Source organism: Streptomyces sp. NPDC058579, assembly GCF_042718575.1.
In the GTDB taxonomy this organism is placed as follows: Bacteria; Actinomycetota; Actinomycetes; order Streptomycetales; family Streptomycetaceae; genus Streptomyces.
Genome location: NZ_JBHXPI010000042.1, coordinates 1 through 19,236 on the forward strand (window position 1 = coordinate 1; position 19,236 = coordinate 19,236).

The window sequence follows — 19,236 nt, forward strand, 5'->3', positions numbered from 1 at the left end:
GTACGGTCCTCCGGGGGCGCCCGTCCCTATGTCATCGCGCCGCAGGCCAAGGCACCTGCGGCGACCGGTAGTAGTCGATCCCGAGGGCCTCGAACCGCGGCCCCTGCGCGGCCAGCCGCGTCTTGTACGCCTCCCAGTCGTGCGTGGCCGCCGGGGACCAGCCCAGTTCGGCGACGCCCGGCAGGCGCGGGAAGGCCATCTGGTCGATGTGCGCGTTCTCGGAGATGGTCTCCGTCCACAGCGGCGCCTCGACGCCCTTGACGGCCTCGGCGGGCGCGCCGGGGAGGTAGGCGGCCGGGTTCCAGTCGTAGGAGCGCTGGACCTCGACGTAGCCGGCCCAGGCGAGGCCCAGCTTGGTGTCCTTGGTGTACTTCATGTCGAGGTAGACCCGGTCGGCGGGCGAGAGGATCAGCCCGGTGCCGTTCCGCGCGGCGGCCGCGACCTGCTCCTTCTCCGCCGGGCTGGTCCGGTCGAGGCCCCAGTACTGGGCGAGGGCGCCCTTGGCGGGCACGGCCCCGGTGAGCTGGTGCCAGCCGACGACGGTCTTGCCGTACTTGGCGACGATCGGCTGGACCTTCTCCATGAAGGCCACGTAGTCCTCGTGGGTCGTGGAGTGCGCCTCGTCGCCGCCGATGTGGAGGTACTTGCCGGGGGTGAGCGCGGCGAGCTCGCGGATGACGTCGTCCACGAAGTCGTACGTGATGTCCTTCGGCACGCACAGGGAGCTGAAGCCGACGGCGGTGCCGGTGTAGAGCGGCGGGGCGACGCCGTCGCAGTTCAGCTCGGCGTACGAGGCGAGGGCCGCGTTGGTGTGGCCCGGCAGGTCGATTTCGGGGACGACCTCCTGGTGGCGGGAGGCGGCGTAGCGGACGATCTCCTTGTAGTCGGCCTTGGTGTAGTGGCCGCCGGGGCCGCCGCCGACCTGGGTGGAGCCGCCGTAGGTGGCGAGCCGGGGCCAGGAGTCGATGGCGATGCGCCAGCCCTGGTCGTCGGAGAGGTGCAGGTGCAGCTTGTTGATCTTGTAGAGGGCGAGCTGGTCGATGTACCGCTTGACCTGCTCGACGGTGAAGAAGTGCCGGGAGACGTCGAGCATCGCGCCGCGGTAGGCGTAGCGCGGGGTGTCGGTGATGGTGCCGCCGGCGACCTTCCAGGGCCCGGGCTGCCTGGTCCTCTTCTCGACGGCCGCCGGGAGCTGCTGGCGCAGGGTCTGGACGCCGCGGAAGAGGCCGGTGGGCCGGTGCGCCGTGAGGGTGACGCCGTCGCGGCCCGACTGGAGCCGGTAGCCCTCGTCGCCGAGGGACTTCTCCGTACCGCTGAGGCGGAGCCGGATGCCACCGCGCGCCTCGTCCTGGTCGACGACGCGGAGGGAGAGGCCGGTGGACGGGCGCAGGATGCCGGCGAGGTAGTCGGCGACGGCGCGGGAGTCGCGGGAGTCCTCGTCGATCCGGATGCGGGTGGCGGAGGTGAGCGTGTACGGCTGTCCGGCCGGGGTCACGGAGGCCGGGACGGGGACGACCTGGCCGAGCGGGCGGGTCGTGGAGTCGGCGGCGGAGTGGGAGAGGGGGGCGGCTCCGACGCAGGAGATGCCGGCCGCCGCCAGGAGCAGTGCGGCGCCGAGCAGGCGGGGAAGCGTTCTGCGCTGTCTCACAGACATGGGTCCCTTTCGATGAACGTCAATGAAGGTCAATGAACGTCGATCAACTTCGTCGGGCTTCGCGGCTGTGGATATGCGTATCCGAACAGTCACCATGCGTACCGTGGACCACTTCCGCGGTCAAGGTGTAGACCAATTTCGCCCTCACAGCGGCGATCATGAAGTCGCCTGCCCGAATTCGGGCAGGATTCTTGCGAAGAACGGGGGTGACCCCTCAGTATTCTCAGGTGCTCGATCGCCGCCCGTCACATGACGACCTCATCGACCACCTGGTGCGCAGCACCGCGCTCCAGCGCGGGGAGGCCACCCGGGTGGTGCTCGACGTGCTGGCGTACTTCGACGAGTCGACCGAGGACTTCGTCCGCCGCCGCCACCGCGAGCTGCAGTCCGGTGGCTCGGTGAACGCCGAGATCTTCGAGCGCATAGCGGCCGAGCTGCCGCACCGCGCCGTGGCGCCACCGGAACTCTCGCTCCGGCAGCTGCGCCGCATCGTCTACGGGTGACCCCGACCGGGTCACGGCCGGGCACACACACCAACCTGGAGGGTTAACACCTTTATGTGCGGAATCGTCGGTTACATCGGAAAGCGCGACGTCGCCCCGCTGCTGCTGGAAGGCCTGCAGCGGCTGGAGTACCGGGGGTACGACTCCGCCGGCATCGTCATCACCAGCCCGAAGGCCACCGGCCTGAAGATGGTCAAGGCCAAGGGCCGGGTCCGTGACCTGGAGGCCCGGGTCCCCAAGCGCTTCACCGGCACCACCGGCATCGCCCACACCCGCTGGGCCACCCACGGCGCGCCGAGCGACATCAACTCGCACCCGCACATGGACCCCGAGAACAAGGTCGCGATCGTCCACAACGGCATCGTCGACAACGCCCAGGAGCTCCGCGCCAAGCTGGAGGCCGACGGCGTCGTCTTCGCGTCCGAGACCGACACCGAGGTCATCACGCACCTCATCGCGCGCTCCCAGGCCACCACCCTGGAGGAGAAGGTCCGCGAGGCGCTCAAGGTCATCGAGGGCACCTACGGCATCGCCGTCATGCACGCCGACTTCAACGACCGCATCGTGGTGGCCCGCAACGGCTCCCCGGTCGTCCTCGGCATCGGCGAGAAGGAGATGTTCGTCGCCTCCGACGTCGCCGCCCTGATCGCCCACACCCGCCAGGTCGTCACCCTCGACGACGGCGAGATGGCCACCCTCAAGGCCGACGACTTCCGTACGTACACGACCTCGGGCGCCACCACGACGGCCACCCCGGAGACCGTGGAGTGGGAGGCCGCCTCCTACGACATGGGCGGCCACGACACGTACATGCACAAGGAGATCTCCGAGCAGCCCGACGCGGTCGACCGCGTGCTGCGCGGCCGGATCGACGACCGGTTCTCCACCGTCCACCTGGGCGGCCTGAACCTGGACGCCCGCGAGGCCCGCTCGATCCGCCGGATCAAGATCCTCGGCTGCGGCACCTCGTACCACGCCGGTCTCATCGGCGCCGGGCTCATCGAGTCCATGGCCCGTATCCCCGCCGACGCCGAGCCGGCCTCGGAGTTCCGCTACCGCAACCCGGTCGTGGACCCCGACACCCTGTACATCGCCGTCTCCCAGTCCGGTGAGACGTACGACGTGCTCGCCGCCGTGCAGGAGCTGAAGCGCAAGGGCGCCCGCGTCATCGGCGTCGTCAACGTGGTCGGCTCGGCGATCGCCCGCGAGGCCGACGGCGGCGTGTACGTGCACGCGGGCCCCGAGGTCTGTGTCGTCTCCACCAAGTGCTTCACCAACACGGTGACCGCCTTCGCGCTGATCGCCCTGCACCTCGGCCGCATCCGCGACCTGTCGGTCACCGACGGCAAGCGGATCATCGAGGGTCTGCGCAAGCTGCCCGGCCAGATCAGCGAGATCCTCGAGACCGAGGAAGAGATCAAGAAGATCGCCGCGGAGTACGCGGGCGCCCAGTCGATGATGTTCATCGGCCGCGTGCGGGGCTATCCCGTCGCCCTGGAGGCCTCCCTGAAGCTCAAGGAGATCTCGTACATCCACGCGGAGGCGTACCCGGCCTCCGAGCTGAAGCACGGCCCGCTCGCGCTCATCGAGCCGGCCCTGCCGACGGTCGCCATCGTCCCCGACGACGACCTGCTGGAGAAGAACCGCGCCGCCCTGGAGGAGATCAAGGCCCGCAGCGGCCGCATCCTCGCGGTCGCGCACCAGCCGCAGGCGAAGGCCGACCACACCATCGTCGTGCCGAAGAACGAGGACGAGCTGGACCCGATCCTGATGGGCATCCCGCTCCAGCTCCTCGCCTACCACACGGCGCTCGCCATGGGCCGCGACATCGACAAGCCGCGCAACCTGGCCAAGTCCGTCACGGTCGAGTAGCAGCGTTCCGGGCCTGTCACCCGGAGCTCTCGACCACGGCCGGGAAAGCCCGTCCGCCCGCATTCCGGACCTGTCCCCGGAAGGGCGGACGCCCGGCCGGACACACAGAGCGGTCCCCGCGCACACTGTGCGCGGGGACCGCTTGTTTCGTGGTGCCTTGCTGCCTTGCCTCTTGCTGCCTTGCCTCTTGCCGCCTTGCCCTTGCTGTCAGCTCGCCGCGGCCGCGCTGCGGCCCGAGCGGCTCAGCGAGGTGGGCCAGTGGGCCACCGCCGCCGTCGCGCCGTACCAGGCCGCGAGGCCCGCGAGCGCGGCGACCCAGCCGCCCGCCTTCGCCAGACCGCCGTTGTCGGCGAGCGCGCCGATGCCGAGCAGCAGTAGCGCGACGAACAGCAGCCCGTAGACACCCTGTCCGAACAGACCGCTGCCCGCGGCCGCCATGGTCAGCGTGAGCGCCAGGAGCGCCCACAGCAGCAGGAAGAGACCGGTGGCCTCGCCCGAACCGCCGTCGCCGACTCCGGTCCCCCAGGTGAACCAGAACGCGCCGAGCGCCGAATAGGCCGTGCCCTCACCGCCGTTGCCGGCGCGCAGGGCGAGCAGGCCGACGAGGAAGAGCGCCACCCCGCCGACCCAGGTGGCGAGGGATGCGGCGTCCGACGCCGCGACGTTGTCGATAACGCCGGTGCTGCCGATGCCGAAGGCCAGCAGGGTCAGTCCGAGCGCGAGGTGGCCGAGAGTGGAGGTCGTGTTTCCCGCGGCGACGTCTTTGTCCACGGCGGGCTCCCTTCAAGTGGGCAGGTGTGCTGCGTGAGCTGCTTGTTCCGGTGACATTTAAGTACCCTTCACAAGCACACAAATCACCTCTCGTGGCCAGAAATTATCGCCGTACCAAGGGAGTTGACGAAGCGTCGAGAAGGTGAAGCGGAACTCAGGGGGCCTCAGCGGGACTCAGGGGATGACGATCACGGGCCGCTGCGCGCGCTTGGCGAGCCGGCCGGCCACCGAGCCGAAGATCCGGCCGACGATCCCGTGCGTCGAGCCGACCACGATCGCGTCGGCGGAGTACTCCCGGCCGACCTCCTCCAGCTCGTGGCAGATGTCGCCGCCGCGCTCGACGAGGATCCAGGGCACCTCGGCCAGATAGTCCGCGCAGGCGAGCTCCAGACCGAGCACCTCGGTGCGGTGGTCGGGGACATCGACGAAGACCGGCGGCTCGCAGCCCGCCCAGACGGTGGTGGGAAGCCGGTTGGCGACATGCACGATGATCAGGCCGGAGCCGGACCGTTTGGCCATGCCGATGGCGTACGCGAGGGCTCGCTCACTGGAGGTCGAGCCGTCGAAACCGACGACCACTCCGTGTCGGAACGCGGGATCGCAGGAGTGACGTGGCTGTTCGACCGCGAGGGGGTCGACCGTGGAATCGGCGACGCGCTTGCGGTCCGCGGGTTCGGGGAATTCGTGACCGGCCATCGGTGTCTCGGCGAACAAGATCCTCGTGGGAAGGGAAACGGGAGAACGTCGTATACGTATACGCCTACGTCTACGCCGTACGGAGCAGCGGTCGGCGGCGGAGCAGTGTCCGGGAATCATCTTCCCAAGCCCATACCCCCAAGGGTACGGCGACACTCCTCTCCTGCCCAGAGCCGTCCAGGGCCCGCACTCAGCGCTCGCACGGCGTTCCAGGGAGCATGCACGAGCCCGTCCCGTTATGGCAATGCCGCCTGTCCCCTACAGCTGTCCCTCCGGTGCCGCGCCGGCGTCCCTCCGAGGGTCGCTCCGGGGTTCCGTACGGGGGTTCCGCACGGGGGCCAAACGGAGGCCCGGGGCAGTGACCGGAACGTTCCGCTTCTCGTTGCCACAGGTCCAGTCACCGCCGCAGGGAGCCCCGCCCGTGCCCGCACCAACGGCCGCCGCCACCGCCCGCCCCGACGACCTTCCCCTCGACCGCCTCCCGGGCGGCCACCCCGCCGGCCGCCCCGCGCCCGCCGCGTCGGCCGCGTCGGCCGCCCCCGCGGAGTCGGCGGACGATGTCGTCCGGTGGGCGGCGTTCTGCTGCGTCCTCGTCCCGGTCGTCCTCGTGGTCTACGGCACCTCGCTCGGCGGGGCCGCCGGAACGGCGCTCGGGCTCGCGGCCGTGACGGCGGTCTGCCGGGTGCTGCTGCGCCGCGCGGAGCGGGGTCTGCGGGCCGAGGCGGCGGGACCCCGCGCACGTCGCTCGCACGGCGGCCGAAACCACCGTCACGGATGACGCGTCACCCGCGAAGTTGACGTATTCGCACGCCCGCACCCATATGTTTTCAGCCAAGTTCCAGATGTCGGCGAGTCCTTGGCGGAATGACCCCTCAACCCCCGTGCCACCAGGCCGGAAAGGCTTACGCCGGGCCTCCGCACCCTACGGGGACGGGCCATGCGAGCCACGCGCACTTCCCTGCGCGGCCCACGGGTGGAACGCTTCGTGATCGAATGCTTCGCGCCAAGTTGCCTTGTCGACAATGTGCCGGATGGAGAACTTGTCACGCCGGCGCCACGGAACGCAGTAGATTCGATCATGGGTATCGAAGACTGGGGTCTCGTGCAAAACCGAGGGGAATCGTGCAGGAGCGACAGGACCAGGGAGACGCGAACACCGAGGGGGGCTTAGCGTCATGAGCCAGGACTCCGCAGTATCGGAGGCCGCACGGAAGCTGTCCGGGCGCCGCCGCCGCGAAGTAGTCGCGGTGCTGCTGTTCAGTGGCGGCCCCATCTTCGAGAGCTCCATCCCGCTCTCCGTGTTCGGAATCGACCGGCAGGACGCCGGAGTACCGCGTTACCGGCTGCTCGTGTGCGCCGGTGAGGAAGGCCCGCTGCGGACCACAGGGGGCCTCGAACTGACCGCGCCGTACGGCCTGGACGCGATCAGTCGCGCCGGAACCGTCGTCGTACCGGCCTGGCGGTCGATCACCTCGCCGCCACCGCCGGAGGCACTCGAAGCGCTGCGCCGAGCACACGAAGAGGGGGGCGCGGATCGTCGGGCTGTGCACCGGCGCGTTCGTGCTCGCCGCCGCCGGGCTGCTCGACGGCCGCCCGGCCACCACACACTGGATGTACGCGCCGACGCTCGCGAAGCGCTATCCGTCGGTCCATGTGGACCCGCGGGAGCTCTTCGTCGACGACGGGGACGTACTGACATCGGCCGGCACCGCGGCCGGAATCGATCTGTGTCTGCACATCGTGCGGACCGACCACGGCGCGGAGGCCGCCGGCGCGCTCGCGCGCCGACTGGTCGTCCCGCCGCGGCGCAGCGGCGGTCAGGAGCGCTACCTCGACAGGTCTTTACCTGAGGAGATCGGCGCCGACCCGCTCGCCGAGGTCGTCGCCTGGGCTCTTGAGCACCTCCACGAGCAGTTCGACGTGGAGACGCTCGCGGCCCGTGCGTACATGTCACGGCGTACGTTCGACCGGCGCTTCCGCTCACTGACGGGGTCCGCCCCGCTCCAGTGGCTGATCACCCAGCGGGTGCTCCAGGCGCAGCGGCTGCTCGAGACCTCCGACTACTCGGTCGACGAGGTCGCGGGACGCTGCGGCTTCCGGTCGCCGGTCGCGCTGCGCGGGCACTTCCGCCGCCAGCTCGGCTCCTCGCCGGCCGCGTACCGCGCGGCCTACCGGGCCAGGCGCCCGCAGGCCGAGACCGTCACGGTCCTCGACCCGCTGGTGCCGTCGCAGGGCGGCATGCCGGTCGGCCGGCGGCCCGGCGGGCCGCTGGACCAGGGGAAGCCGCAGTCCGACGCGTACGCCTCCGGGCGACCGGCCCTCCCGGGCCAGCGCAGCGCCCCCTAGGGGCCGACCAGACCGCGTGCCACAAGCCGCGTACCGAGAAAAACCGGCGGGCGCCCGGGGAGACCTCTCCCGGGCGCCCGTCGGCGTGCGGGTCCGAAGCCGGGGCAACCCCCTAAGGTAGGACGCATGAACGATCGCATGGTGTGGATCGACTGCGAGATGACCGGGCTCTCGTTGACGGACGACGCACTCATCGAGGTGGCCGCACTGGTCACCGACTCGGAACTGAACGTGCTCGGCGACGGCGTGGACATCGTCATCCGGCCGCCGGAAGCGGCGCTGGAGACCATGCCCGAGATCGTGCGCCAGATGCACACGTCCTCCGGCCTCCTCGACGCCCTGGCCGAGGGCACGACCCTCGCCGACGCCGAGGCGCAGGTCCTCGCCTACGTGCGCGAGCACGTCAAGGAGCCCGGCAAGGCGCCGCTGTGCGGGAACTCGGTCTCCACCGACCGGGGCTTCCTCTCGCGGGACATGCCGGCCCTGGAGAGCCATCTGCACTACCGGATCGTCGATGTCTCCTCGGTCAAGGAGCTGGCCCGCCGCTGGTACCCGAGGGCGTACTTCAACAGCCCGGAGAAGAGCGGCAACCACCGCGCGCTCGCCGACATCCGCGAGTCCATCGCCGAGCTGCGCTACTACCGCGAGGCGGTCTTCGTCCCGCAGCCGGGACCCGACTCGGACACGGCGAAGCAGATCGCGGCCCGCCACGTCCTGCCCCCCGAGTAGCCCACACCCCCCTGGATGCCCTGCTCGCGCCCCTGACGCACCCCTGACGCCCCCGGGTCGAATGCGGGCGCGAGCACCCTCCCGGACCCTGTAGACTTCTTCTCGGCCGGTCGGGGAATCCCTCGGGAAACCGCCGGTCATGGTGGGTGTAGCTCAGCTGGTAGAGCACCTGGTTGTGGTCCAGGATGCCGCGGGTTCGAGTCCCGTCACTCACCCTGAAGATCGAGGCCCCGGTTCGAAAGAACCGGGGCCTCGGTCGTTTTCCGGGGCCCTTCGGGTGAGCACGCGCAGCGCCCCCGGAGTGCGGGGCGGGGTCGGTGCCCAGCGTGACGACGGTCACCATGCCCCGGCCGGTTTCGCCTTCTCAACCAGTCGGTGATCGCGGGGTGCGGTGAAGGGGTGAGCCGCGCGTTTCGGAGGGGCATGGGGCGCGCCCCGGCCGGAGGGTAGGGCTCGGGCCGGGGCGCGCGTGGTGGGGGGACAGGGGGGTCCGGGGGCTGGTTACTTGTAGGCGGCGAAGGCCCTGGTGAAGGCCAGGGGCTGCTGGAGGATCGAGGAGCAGGTGGCGTCCGCGTAGTTGACCGCGCCGGCCGCGCACTGCTTGTCGCGGGTCGAGGACCACATCGAGAGCCAGCCGATGCCCTTGGACTTCGCGAAGTCGACCAGCTGGGTGGCGTCGTCGACCTTGAAGATCTCGGTCGTCACGTCGTTGACGCCGATCATCGGGGTCACGGCGACGGCCTTCCAGGCGGCGGCGTCGGAGAGGCCGAGGACGCCCTTGATCTGGGCCTGGGTGGCGGTCGCGGCCTGGATGGCGTACGTACCCATGTCGGCGCTGTAGGCCGGTCCGTAGTCCATCGCCATGATGTTGACGGCGTCGACGCGGACGCCGTTGCGCTTGGCGTCGGCGAGCAGGTCCACGCCCGGCTGGGTCAGGCCCTCGGGCATGACGGGCAGGGTGAAGGAGACGTTCAGGCCGGGGTGGGACTTCTGGAGCTGGGCGATCGCCTGGGAGCGGCGGGTGTTGGCGGCCGTGTCCGGCAGGGCGGCGCCCTCGATGTCGAAGTCGACCTTGGTGAGCTTGTACCGGTCGACGACCTTGCCGTAGGCGGCCGCGAGGTCGGCGGAGTTCGCGCAGTTCAGGGCCAGTTCGTGACCGGCGGCGCCGCCGAAGGAGACGCGGACGTCGCCGCCCTTGGCCCGCAGGGCGCCGATCTTGGCGGCCACCTTGTCGTTCGCCAGGTCGGTCACGCCGCCCCACAGCGGGGCGCAGGAGCCGCCGGAGGTGATGAAGGCGAGGTTGAACTCCTTGACCCCGGTGGCGTCGGCGGTCGCGAGCAGGTCGTACGCCGGGTAGAGGGAGGTGTCGACGTACGGGGCGAACTTCGCGGCCCCTGCCGCCGGAGTCCCGGTCGGGGTGGGGGTGGGAGCCGTGGTCGTCGGGGCCGGCGGGGTGCTGGTCGACGGCTTCGCGGTGGGGGTCGCCGGGGCGGAGGGGCTCGCGGTGGCGGTGGGCGGCGTGGTCGGGCGGCCGCTCGGGGTCGGGGTGGCGCCGCCGACGGAGCAGGAGGCCTTGTTGATGAGGCAGTTGGCGGGGTCGCCCGCCTCCCCCGCCGCCGAGGTCACGAAGCCGACGGTGACGGACTGGCCGGGGGCAAGGGCCTTGTTCCAGCTCGCGGGCTTCACCGTGACGTGCCGGCCGGAGACGGTGTGCTCGCCGTTCCAGAGGGAGCCGATCGTCGTCCCTGCGGGCAGGTCGAACTCCAGCGTCCAGCCCCCCGACTGGACGCTGGAGGTCTCGTTGGTGACGACGTACTGGCCGGTGTAGCCGCCGGTCCAGGAGCTGGTCCGGGTGTAAGCCGCGCCCACGGCGGCGGCCTGCGCGGTGCCGGTGAGGGCGAAGGCCGCGCCGCCGACCACCGCCGCCGCGACGACCGCGCCGATGACCTTCGTCCTGCCGCTCGTCCTGCGCCGGTGCGAACTGGTGGTGCTCATCGCGGTGCCTGCCTCTGTGTGCCGGGGGTGGGGGTGGAACTCGGGTGCGGCAGCACGCTAGCGACAGGGAATCGGACAAACACCCACGAGTGGACGGGGGTTGGGATTCTTAGGGTCCGCTTAAGGGAGGCATCGGGACGAGGAAAGGTTCGGGGCCGCGACGGCCCGCGCGGGAGGGCGTCGCACAGGTGGGGGCACGCGGAAAGGCGTCGCACAGTGGGCTCGGGTCCGGCTCCCGGCGACGGGGGATGAACACCGGGAACCGGGCCGCAGCCCACTGTGCGACGCCCTGCGGGGCGCGGGAGGCGCTCAGAGGGCCTTGGCGCCCTGGGGCTCCTCCCGTACCTCCTCCACGCCCGTCGGGACGTGCGCCGCCTCTCGGGCCACGCCCCTGCTCGCCGCCCAGACGACGAGGCCGCAGAGCGCGAACCCGGCCCCGAGGAGGCTGGAGCCCGTCCAGCCGTACGAGGTGAAGAGCGCGGTGGTCGCGGCCGCACCGAGGGCGGAGCCGAGCGAGTAGAAGACCATGTAGCCGCCGATGACGCTGCTGACGCGGTCCGGATGCGTGGCGGTCAGCAGGTGCTGGTTGCTCACGTGCACGGCCTGGACGGCGAAGTCGAGCACGACGATCCCGACGATGAGCAGCCACAGCGACCACGGCAGCTGGGCGATCGCCGCCCAGGAGACGAGGAGCAGGGCGAAAGCGAACCCGGTGACCGGGACCGCCCGGCCCGCGTCCGCCCACCGGCCCGCGCGGGCCGCGCCGAGCGCGCCGGCCAGGCCGGCGATGCCGAACAGTCCGATCTGGCTCTCGCTCAGCTCCCACGGCGCGTCCGCGAGCGGCAGCGAGAGACCGCTCCACAGGGTTCCGAACGAGGCGAACAGGAAAAAGGCGATGAGCCCGCGCGTCAGGACGACGCGCTCCGTGAACAGTCCGCCCAGTGAGGCCACGACCTGCCGGTACGCCACCGGCGGCTGGACGCGCTCCTCCGACGGCAGGGCGACGAGGACGAGGGCCGCGAGGGCGAGGGAGAGCACCGCGAGGACCGCGTAGACGCTCCGCCAGCCCCACAGCTCGGCGAGCGCGCCGGTGACGACCCGGGCGCCCAGGATGCCGACCACGACGCCCGAGGTGACGACGCCGATGTTCCGTCCCCGTTCGGCGAGGGGCGAGACGGAGGCGGCGTACGCCACCGTGGTCTGCACGACGACCGCGAACAACCCGGCCGTCGCGAGCCCCACGAACGCCAGCCACGCGGCCGACGCCACGGCCGTCAGGGCCAGGCCCACGGCGGTGACGGCCAGGTGGACGGCGATGAGCCGGCGCCGGTCGACCACGTCGCCGAGCGGCACGAGCAGCAGGAGCCCCGCGAGGTAGCCGAACTGGCTGGTCGCGACGATCCAGCCGGCGAGCTCCGCCGAGACGCCGAGATCGCGGCCCATCGGTTCGAGGACCGGCTGCGCGGCGTAGATGCTCGCCACCGCGACACCGCAGATCACCGCCAGCAGTAACCGCCGCCACATGTTCATAGCGCTCCCATCGAGATCGGTAGCAGATTGCAACCGTTTTGACGGTACGGCATGATGGTTTCAATCCGCAACCCAATGGGAGGTGTCATGACACGCACCACCATGAGCGCCCCGAACCTCGACTGGACCGATCCCGAGTGCCCCGTCGCCCGCACGCTCGACCTCGTCGGTGACCGGTGGAGCCTGCTCGTCGTGCGCGACGCGATGGACGGGGCCCGGTCGTTCACCGAGTTCCAGCGACGGACCGGAATCGCCCGCAACATCCTCACCGACCGCCTCCGCAAGCTGACCGCTCACGGGGTCCTCGCCCAGCGCACCGCGCCGACGGGCCGGCGCCAGGAGTACGTCCTCACCGACGCAGGGCGCGCGCTCTTCCCGGTCATCCTCACGCTGCGGCAGTGGGGCGAACGGCACGCCTTCGACCCCGGGGAGACCCACTCCGTCCTGGTCGACCAACACGGCATCCCGGTACCGGAGTTCGTGCCCGCCGACGCCGACGGCGCCATCCTCGGCACGGACACCACGCACGTGCTGAAGACGACGCCGTAACAGCTCAGTTCACGCGGGTCAGCTCGGCCCGCAGCAGATCCAGGCCCATCGGCCCGAGATCCAGGGCCTGTTGGTGGAAGCCCTTCAGGTCGAACGTGGCCCCGTCCCGGCGGCGGGCCGCGTCCCGGGCGTCCAGCCACGCCTTCTCGCCCAGCTTGTAGGCGAGGGCCTGCCCGGGGCGCCCCAGATACCGGTCGATCTCGAACGCGACGAACCCCGCCGGGCCGACCCCGCAGTGCTCCGCGAGGAACTCCCGGGCGAGGCGCGGCGTCCACCGCTCGCCCTCGTGGTACCCGGTACCGGCCGGGATCGGGAGCCGCAGGTGCAGGCCGATGTCCAGGACCACCCGCGCGGCGCGCAACTGCTGCCCGCCGGCCAGCATGCCGAGGCGGTGCGCCGGGTCGGCGAGGTACCCCAGCTCGTCCATGAGCCGCTCGGCGTACAGGCCCCACCCCTCGCAGTGCCCCACGTGCAGCTCGCTCGAAAGGCGCTGGAACCGGTTGAGGGCCGCGGTGTTGAGGGTCGTCACGCCCAGCTGGAGATGGTGGCCCGGGACGCCCTCGTGGAACATCGTGCTCGGCACCGTCCAGGTCGGGATCGGCGCGTCCGGGTCGGCCGGCACCGGCCACCAGACCGTCCCGGGGCGCGACAGGTCCTCGCTGGGCGCGAGGTAGGAGGCGGGCCCGTCGGTGCGGGCGGTCCGGCAGTCGATCCGTCGCAGCGGCGCGGGGATCGCGAAGTGCGTGCCGTCGAGGTCGGCGATGGCGCCATCGGCGAGCTCCTGGAGCCGGTCGCGGAACGCCGCCGCGCCCTTCACCAGGTGGCGGGGGTCGCGGTCGAGCGCCGCAAGCACCGCCGGCACCGGCTCGCCGGGCGCGACGGCCGCCGCGGCCTCGGCCGTCTCCCGCCGCACCCTGGCCAGTTCCTCCCAGCCCCACGCATAGGTCTCCTCCAGATCGAGCCGGGTGCCGAGGAACTCCCGTACGCCCAGCAGGTAGCGGTCCCGGTCCACCGGCTCCCGCTCCGGCGCGACCGCCGCGAGCTCCTCCGAGAGGTACGCCGCGAAGCCGGTCAGCGCCTCGTCCGCGGCCGCCGCGGCCTCGTCGAGGGCGCTCCGGAGGGCGCCGTCGCCGTGCCCGGCGGGCAGCCCTACGAGGTACGGCCGCATGTCGCGGCACTCCCGGGCGTTCCGTACGACCTGCCGGTACGGTGCGACCCGCCCTCGGCGCCGGGCGTCGTCCAGGCCCTCGCTCAGCCCCGCGAGCGCCTCGGGGACGGCCCGCAGCCGCGCGAGGAGCGCGTCCACGGCGGTGTCGGCGCCCTGGTCGAGGAGGCCCACCGCGTGGCGCAGCCGCTGGACCGGCCCGTCGAGGGTGTCGAGGAGCGTGCCGTACGCGTCGGCGTCGGCCAGGGCCACCTCCGTGCCGAGCCGCTCGCGCAGCACGGCCGCCGCGATCCGCTCCGCGTCCCCGGCGGTGGGCGTGGCGTCGAGCGCGCGCAGGGTGCGGCGCGCCAGTTCCGCCCGCTCCCACGCGGCGCCCGGGCCGTGGTCGGTCAGCCGCTCCTCCTGCCCGGCGATGCCCATGACCGCGGCCAGGCACGGGTCGAGGACGGCCAGCTCGTCCACGTACCGGTCCGCGAGTTCGTTCAGCGCGCTCATCAGCGGCTCACCGACGACGGGAGCCGGGCGACTCCGGATTCGGTCAGCCGCTTGCCGTACAGGCCGATGACCAGGCCCGCGACGATCAGCGCCCCGGCCACCAGCTTGAGCGCGGGCAGCGTCTCGTCGAAGATCAGCACCGAGCCGAGGACGCCGAAGACCGGCACCAGCAGGGAGAGTGGGGCGACGGTCGAGACCGGGTACTCGCGGAGCAGCCAGTTCCACACGGCGTACCCCAGCAGGGTGTTCGGGTACGCCTGGAAGAGGATGGACAGGATCGCCGACCAGCCGAGCTGCTGCGGCAGCGCGACGTACCCCTCGGTGCCGTTCACGACCAGGTCGAGCAGGAAGAGCGGGATCGGCGCGAACAGGCTCGCCCACACCAGGAACGCAAGCGTGTCCTTGGGCTTGGCCTTCTTGAGGATCACGTTGGCGACGCTCCACGACACCGCGCCGACCAGGACGAGCGCGACGCCGGCGATCGTCACCGTGCCGTCGGTGACGAACGTGATCGAGAAAAGGCCTGCGAGCGCGACCGCCATCCCCAGGTACTGGAACCGGGACAGCGACTCGCGGAACACCACGGCCCCCAGCACGATCGTCAGGAACGCGCTGAACTGCAGGACCAGGGAGGCGATCCCGGACGACACCCCGGCCTCGATGCCCAGGTTCACCACGCCCCACAGGCCGACGCCGAACACCAGGCCGTAGCCGATGAGGTGGCGCCACGGCACCTGCGGCCGCTTCAGGAAGAAGACGGCCGGCAGCGCGCAGAGCGCGAACCTGATCCCGGCCAGGATCAGCGGGTCGACGCTCTTGAGCCCGATCTTGATGATCGAGAAGTTGAGACCCCAGATCGCGGTGACGGCCACCGCGATCAGGATGTGCTGCTTCTTCATGCGGGGACCTGTTCGGGAGTTTCGGGAGTGAGGGGTGGGGTGAGGGGTGGAGTCAGGGGTGCGGCGGCCGGGCGGGTGGCGACCGAGAGGGAGCCGAAGAGGGCGGCCATCCACTCGCGGGTCTCCTCGGGGGTGTCGCCCGCGACGATCCCGGCGAGGACGGTCTCTCCGGCCTGGTAGGTGATGTGGTCGGGCAGCGGCGCGCCGGGCGGCAGTTCATGCCACGTGACCACGCGCGGCCCGGAACGGAACGCCCCCGCGCCCTCCAGGCCGCGGTACTCCCGCCCGGCCAGGTGGTGGCCGGGGTGGACGAACCAGGCGTACCGGAGCCCGTCGGCGTCCGGCTCCGGGAGCGTCCCGGCGACGGGCTCGCCGAGCAGGACGCGCAGCTCGCAGGAGGGCAGGTGGACGCCGGTGGCCAGTTCGAAGGTGGCCACCACGTCGGCGCCCCCTACGCGGTTGCCGACCTCCAGGAAGACGAGCTCCCCGTCGTGGACGATCGCCTCCAGGTGGAAGGTGCCGTCCTCGATCCGTACGGCGGCCAGGGCGCGGGACACCCAGGCGCGGGTCTCCGCGGAGAAGCCGATCTGGAACGAGCCCATCGGCCGGCCCTGCGCGTACTCAAGGCAGGTGCCCAGGTATTCGCTCGCGGTGAGGGCCAGGACCTCGCCGTCCTGCACGAGTCCGTCGAAGTGCCGGATCGGCCCGGAGACGAACTCCTCGACCTGGAAGTCCGCGAGCTCACGCCCGGCGTCGGGGGCGTCGAGCCGGGCGACGCCGGTGCGGCCCTCGGTGACCGCCTCGGCGGCCTCGCGCGGGGTGGCGAAGACGAGCACGTCCTCGCTGGAGGCCCCGCGGTGCGGCTTGAGGACGGTACGGCCGTCCCAGGGCGCCCGGCCGCCCAGTTGGAGGAAGCTCGGCAGGGGCAGGAAGCGCGGCACGCGCAGGCCCGCCTCCTCGACCGCCCGCTTCATCAGGACCTTGTCGCGGGCGAGCGCGACCTGGTCGACGGGCGCGCCCGGGACGCCCAGGTGTTCGCGGAGCCGGGCCGCGTCGAGGAGTTCGTACTCCGACATCGAGATGACCCGGTCGAAGGCGCGGGGCCGCTCCGCCAGCCAGTCCCTGGCCTCCTCGAAGGCCGGGCGCGCGCCCGGGCGGCTCACCCGCTCGCAGCGCAGTCCGGGCGGCAGGGTGGCGAGGGCGGTGTCGGTGCCGAAGTAGGTGACGTCGTGCAGGTCGTGGGAGATCCCCCGGTCGTACTCGATCTTGAAGTAGGGCACGCGGTGCAGGATGAGGATCTTCATCGGGCCTTCCTCACGGGAGTGGGCACGCGGGGCTGTACGGCGACGGCCCGGTCCAGGGCCTCCGACCAGGCCTCGCGCAGGGCGTGGACGACGGTGCGGATGTCGGCCCGGTCGCCGCGCAGGACGACGCAGCCCTGGGCGGCGAAGTCCGCGTTGTCGCGGGCGACGGCGTGCAGGTCGCGCCGCTCGGCCGACATCCAGGCGAACTCCCTGACGGTCAGCTCCCCTTCGGCCAGGCCGAACCGTTCGGCGGTGACCCTGACGGCGTCCGCGAACGGGTCCGCGCCGGCCGCGACGTCGTCCGGGGCGAACGAGCGGTCGCCGCCGACGCCGAGCATCACCGTCGCCGCCGCGCAGCCGGGCACGAGCCGCCCCGCGTCGGCGGCCGTGCCGAAGGCCGTGTCGATCCAGCGGTGGTGCAGGTCGATCCCGTACACCCAGCGGGCCAGGGCCCAGATCTTCATCCCGCCCGGTCGCCGGTTGGGCTCCACGATCGCGGCGCGCAACCCGTCGTCGCTCAGCTTGATCTCGTTGTGGAACGGCCCGTCGCACTGGCCCACCAGCCAGTTGGCCTGCCGGCCGGCCCGCTCCAGGGTCGCGCGCTCGTGCTCGTCCAGACCTGCTGGCAGCACCTGGGCGATCTCGACGGGGTACCGGCCGCGCGCGCTGACCTTCTCGGTCAGGAACGAGAGCGAGCCGAGCCCGTCGTAGGAGAACTCGCGCCCGTACGGGATGAGTTCCTCGCAGATGACCCCGCCCTCCAGGTACGGGAGGACCTCGGCGAACGCCGCCGTCAGGTCGTCCCCGGGGCGGACCACGACGACGCCCCGGTTGTTGCCCTCGGCCGCCGGTTTGACGACGAAGCCCTCGGGGTGGGCGATCCCGAACTCCCGCAGCTGGTCGAGCGAGGCGATCTCGGCGAAGGCGGGCACCATGATCCGTTGCGCGGTGAGCAGCTCGGCGACGCGGGCCTCGTCGAGCCGGTAGCGGTACTTGGAGAAGGCGCCGGCGGCGAGGGGCGGCGAGTCCACCGGGACGCCGAGCCGGTGGAGGAGTTCGGCGCCGCTGTGGACGGCGTTGTCGGAGAAGACGATGCCCGCCCGGATCCGCTCGCGCCGGTCGCCGAGCAGCTTCTCGCCGAGCTCGGGGAAGCGGTCGCCGAGCGGATCGAGGTCGATGACCTCGTCGGCGATGCCGTGGTCGGCCTCGGTGGGCTCGGCGCGGACGAGGACCACCGTCGCGCCGTGGCGCTCGCGGGCGTACTCCCGCAGGTGGCGGACCTCGTCGATGCGGCTCAGGTTGTAGTCGACGATGAGGAGGATCGGCCCGGTCGTCATGCGTGCTCCGTCTCGTACACGATCTCGATCGCGCGCTCGGAGGCGGTCAGCAGCCCGGGGAGGATCGCGTCCCGGTCGGCGCGGTCCATGCTCCAGAGCACCTGGCCGAGGAAGACCTCGCGCGAGGACGACTCCACGACGTCGCCGGGCTTGAGGAGGATCTGCGACAGGACCGGCTGAAGCGGGAGTTCGCCGCCGGGTCCGGCCGCGCGGATGGTGCCGGGGTCGGCGAAGAAGACGCGGAAGAACGTCGCGTTCCCGCTCGGCGTGGTGCCGTCGGAGGCGTACGACAGCCCCTTCAGGGTCTCCGCGAACGCGGCCTGCCCGTCGGCGGCGGTGAGCAGGGCGTCCAGCCAGAGGTCGAGCAGCCCGGGGCCGCCGGTGAGGGCTGCCACGCTGGGCGAGATCAGGCTGCCGCCGACGCGCGGGTTGACCTCGATCAGGTCCCAGCCGGACAGGGCGTCGTGCCGCGCCTCTACGTGGAAGCAGCCCCAGCGGAGGCCGAGGACGAACAGGACGTTCGACACCCAGCGGAGGCCGGCCGCGGTCTCCTCCGGCGACAGGCTCGTCGGCGGGCTGACGCAGGCGTTCTCCAGGACGGTGCCGGCCGTCTCCGTGACCTCGCACTTCTCGTGCACGGCCACCACGTGCGGCTCGTCGTCGACGACGATCACCTCGAAGCTGAACTCCCGCCCCGGTACGTAGTCCTCGACGAGGAACTCCATGCCCCGGTCGCCGGGGTCCTGGTGCGCGGTGAAGGCGCTCGCGTAGACCGTGTCGGAGGCGGCCTCGGCGGCGATGCGCTCCAGGTCGGCCCAGGTCGTGTCGGGGGTGAGCGGGAACGTGCCGAACGAGGCGATGCCGCTGACCGGCTTCACGAAGTGCCGGCCGCCGTCGCTTCGGCGGGCGGCGAGGGTCTCGGGGGTGAGCGCGGCCGCCCGGCTGCGGCTGAGGCCGGCGTCGGCGAGGCGGTTGCGCAGGGCCAGTTTGTCGCGCAGTTCGGGGACCTGCTTCTCGTCCAGGTCCGGCACCCCGAGCCGGGCGTTGGCCAGCGCCATCAGGTGCCGGTAGCCCTCCCAGACCGTGAGACAGCAGGCCACGTCCGCGCCCGCGGCCCGGAGCCGGTCGAGGTGCTCCTCGACGTCGTGCGGGGTCAGTACGTGCTCGCCGGTCACCCGGACGTCGTCGGCGAGGTCCGCGAGCGCCCCGGGCCTTGATCCCTGGTGCTGCGGCTCCGGCAGTGAGCTGAGCACGTAGACCTTCAGCCCCCGCGCCGTGACCGTGCGGGCGAGGTCCTCCAGGAACGAGAACCCGACATGGCTGAGCAGCAGCACTCCCCTGGCGTTTTCCATGCTCAATTCCGGCCTCCTCACCGGCGGGTGGGGCGCGGC

General features: G+C 71.8%; 16 protein-coding genes, 1 tRNA gene and 1 pseudogene. 8 read left to right on the forward strand and 10 right to left on the reverse strand.

From position 1 onward, the window contains the following. Positions 1-31: 31 nt before the first annotated feature. On the reverse strand, positions 32-1,654 hold the full coding sequence (locus ACFWRO_RS30795; protein WP_384515926.1) for a beta-N-acetylhexosaminidase: 1,623 nt from the start codon (positions 1,652-1,654) through the stop codon (positions 32-34). Between the two features lie 227 nt (positions 1,655-1,881). Between ACFWRO_RS30795 and ACFWRO_RS30800 the strand changes: the two genes are divergently transcribed. Both ACFWRO_RS30800 and glmS read left to right on the forward strand, forming a co-directional pair. Then, positions 1,882-2,157, forward strand: a complete 276-nt coding sequence (locus ACFWRO_RS30800; RefSeq protein WP_384515929.1) for a hypothetical protein — start codon at positions 1,882-1,884, stop codon at positions 2,155-2,157. Between the two features lie 54 nt (positions 2,158-2,211). Further along, positions 2,212-4,029 carry a glutamine--fructose-6-phosphate transaminase (isomerizing) gene (gene glmS / locus ACFWRO_RS30805; RefSeq protein WP_384515932.1) on the forward strand — a complete coding sequence of 606 codons (1,818 nt, stop codon included), beginning with the start codon at positions 2,212-2,214 and terminating at the stop codon, positions 4,027-4,029. Positions 4,030-4,236: 207 nt separating this feature from the next. Here the strand turns inward: glmS and ACFWRO_RS30810 are convergent, their stop codons facing one another. Together ACFWRO_RS30810 and ACFWRO_RS30815 are read right to left on the reverse strand one after the other, a co-directional pair. Continuing rightward, a complete protein-coding gene (locus ACFWRO_RS30810; RefSeq protein ID WP_384515935.1) occupies positions 4,237-4,800 on the reverse strand; it encodes a GPR1/FUN34/YaaH family transporter in 564 nt (187 codons plus the stop codon). Positions 4,801-4,974: 174 nt separating this feature from the next. Next, a complete protein-coding gene (locus ACFWRO_RS30815; protein ID WP_329120266.1) occupies positions 4,975-5,496 on the reverse strand; it encodes a universal stress protein in 522 nt (173 codons plus the stop codon). A 421-nt stretch (positions 5,497-5,917) separates the two neighbouring features. Between ACFWRO_RS30815 and ACFWRO_RS30820 the strand changes: the two genes are divergently transcribed. The 5 genes and pseudogenes from ACFWRO_RS30820 (at position 5,918) to ACFWRO_RS30840 (ending at position 8,786) form a co-directional block, all read left to right on the forward strand. Continuing rightward, on the forward strand, positions 5,918-6,274 hold the full coding sequence (locus tag ACFWRO_RS30820) for a hypothetical protein (RefSeq protein WP_384515938.1): 357 nt from the start codon (positions 5,918-5,920) through the stop codon (positions 6,272-6,274). A gap of 737 nt (positions 6,275-7,011) precedes the next feature. Beyond that, positions 7,012-7,182 (forward strand): annotated as a pseudogene (locus ACFWRO_RS30825) (DJ-1/PfpI family protein); the annotation flags it as partial. Between the two features lie 261 nt (positions 7,183-7,443). Then, the gene (locus ACFWRO_RS30830; RefSeq protein WP_384516063.1) at positions 7,444-7,842 is read left to right on the forward strand and encodes a helix-turn-helix domain-containing protein; all 399 of its coding nucleotides are present in this window, start codon (positions 7,444-7,446) and stop codon (positions 7,840-7,842) included. Positions 7,843-7,968: 126 nt separating this feature from the next. After that, positions 7,969-8,571, forward strand: coding sequence for an oligoribonuclease (gene orn, locus ACFWRO_RS30835; RefSeq protein ID WP_384515941.1), 603 nt, complete (start codon positions 7,969-7,971; stop codon positions 8,569-8,571). A gap of 142 nt (positions 8,572-8,713) precedes the next feature. After that, positions 8,714-8,786: transfer RNA gene (locus tag ACFWRO_RS30840), tRNA-His, on the forward strand. A 286-nt stretch (positions 8,787-9,072) separates the two neighbouring features. Here ACFWRO_RS30840 and ACFWRO_RS30845 read toward each other — a convergent pair. Together ACFWRO_RS30845 and ACFWRO_RS30850 are read right to left on the reverse strand one after the other, a co-directional pair. Continuing rightward, complete coding sequence (locus tag ACFWRO_RS30845; RefSeq protein WP_384515944.1) at positions 9,073-10,566, reverse strand: cellulose binding domain-containing protein; 1,494 nt, start codon at positions 10,564-10,566, stop codon at positions 9,073-9,075. Positions 10,567-10,875: 309 nt separating this feature from the next. After that, positions 10,876-12,096, reverse strand: coding sequence for an MFS transporter (locus ACFWRO_RS30850; protein WP_384515947.1), 1,221 nt, complete (start codon positions 12,094-12,096; stop codon positions 10,876-10,878). Positions 12,097-12,183: 87 nt separating this feature from the next. Here ACFWRO_RS30850 and ACFWRO_RS30855 point away from each other — a divergent pair, with 87 nt between their 5' ends. Next, entirely contained in the window at positions 12,184-12,645 is a 462-nt protein-coding gene (locus ACFWRO_RS30855; protein WP_384515950.1) for a winged helix-turn-helix transcriptional regulator, read from the forward strand. A 4-nt stretch (positions 12,646-12,649) separates the two neighbouring features. Here ACFWRO_RS30855 and ACFWRO_RS30860 read toward each other — a convergent pair whose 3' ends face one another. The 5 genes from ACFWRO_RS30860 to ACFWRO_RS30880 are packed head-to-tail and all read right to left on the reverse strand — an operon-like array spanning position 12,650 to position 19,197. Then, entirely contained in the window at positions 12,650-14,305 is a 1,656-nt protein-coding gene (locus tag ACFWRO_RS30860) for a DUF885 domain-containing protein (protein ID WP_384515953.1), read from the reverse strand. Continuing rightward, a complete protein-coding gene (locus tag ACFWRO_RS30865; protein ID WP_384515956.1) occupies positions 14,305-15,204 on the reverse strand; it encodes an EamA family transporter in 900 nt (299 codons plus the stop codon). Before ACFWRO_RS30865 ends, ACFWRO_RS30860 begins: the two co-directional genes overlap by 1 nt. Continuing rightward, positions 15,201-16,508, reverse strand: coding sequence for an acetyl-CoA carboxylase biotin carboxylase subunit family protein (locus ACFWRO_RS30870; protein ID WP_384515959.1), 1,308 nt, complete (start codon positions 16,506-16,508; stop codon positions 15,201-15,203). Before ACFWRO_RS30870 ends, ACFWRO_RS30865 begins: the two co-directional genes overlap by 4 nt. After that, positions 16,505-17,845 (reverse strand): acetyl-CoA carboxylase biotin carboxylase subunit family protein, encoded by a 1,341-nt coding sequence (locus ACFWRO_RS30875; RefSeq protein WP_384515962.1) that lies wholly within the window; start codon positions 17,843-17,845, stop codon positions 16,505-16,507. The genes ACFWRO_RS30870 and ACFWRO_RS30875 overlap by 4 nt, the downstream gene beginning before the upstream one ends. After that, positions 17,842-19,197, reverse strand: coding sequence for an acetyl-CoA carboxylase biotin carboxylase subunit family protein (locus ACFWRO_RS30880; protein ID WP_384515965.1), 1,356 nt, complete (start codon positions 19,195-19,197; stop codon positions 17,842-17,844). The genes ACFWRO_RS30875 and ACFWRO_RS30880 overlap by 4 nt, the downstream gene beginning before the upstream one ends. Positions 19,198-19,236: the final 39 nt, after the last annotated feature.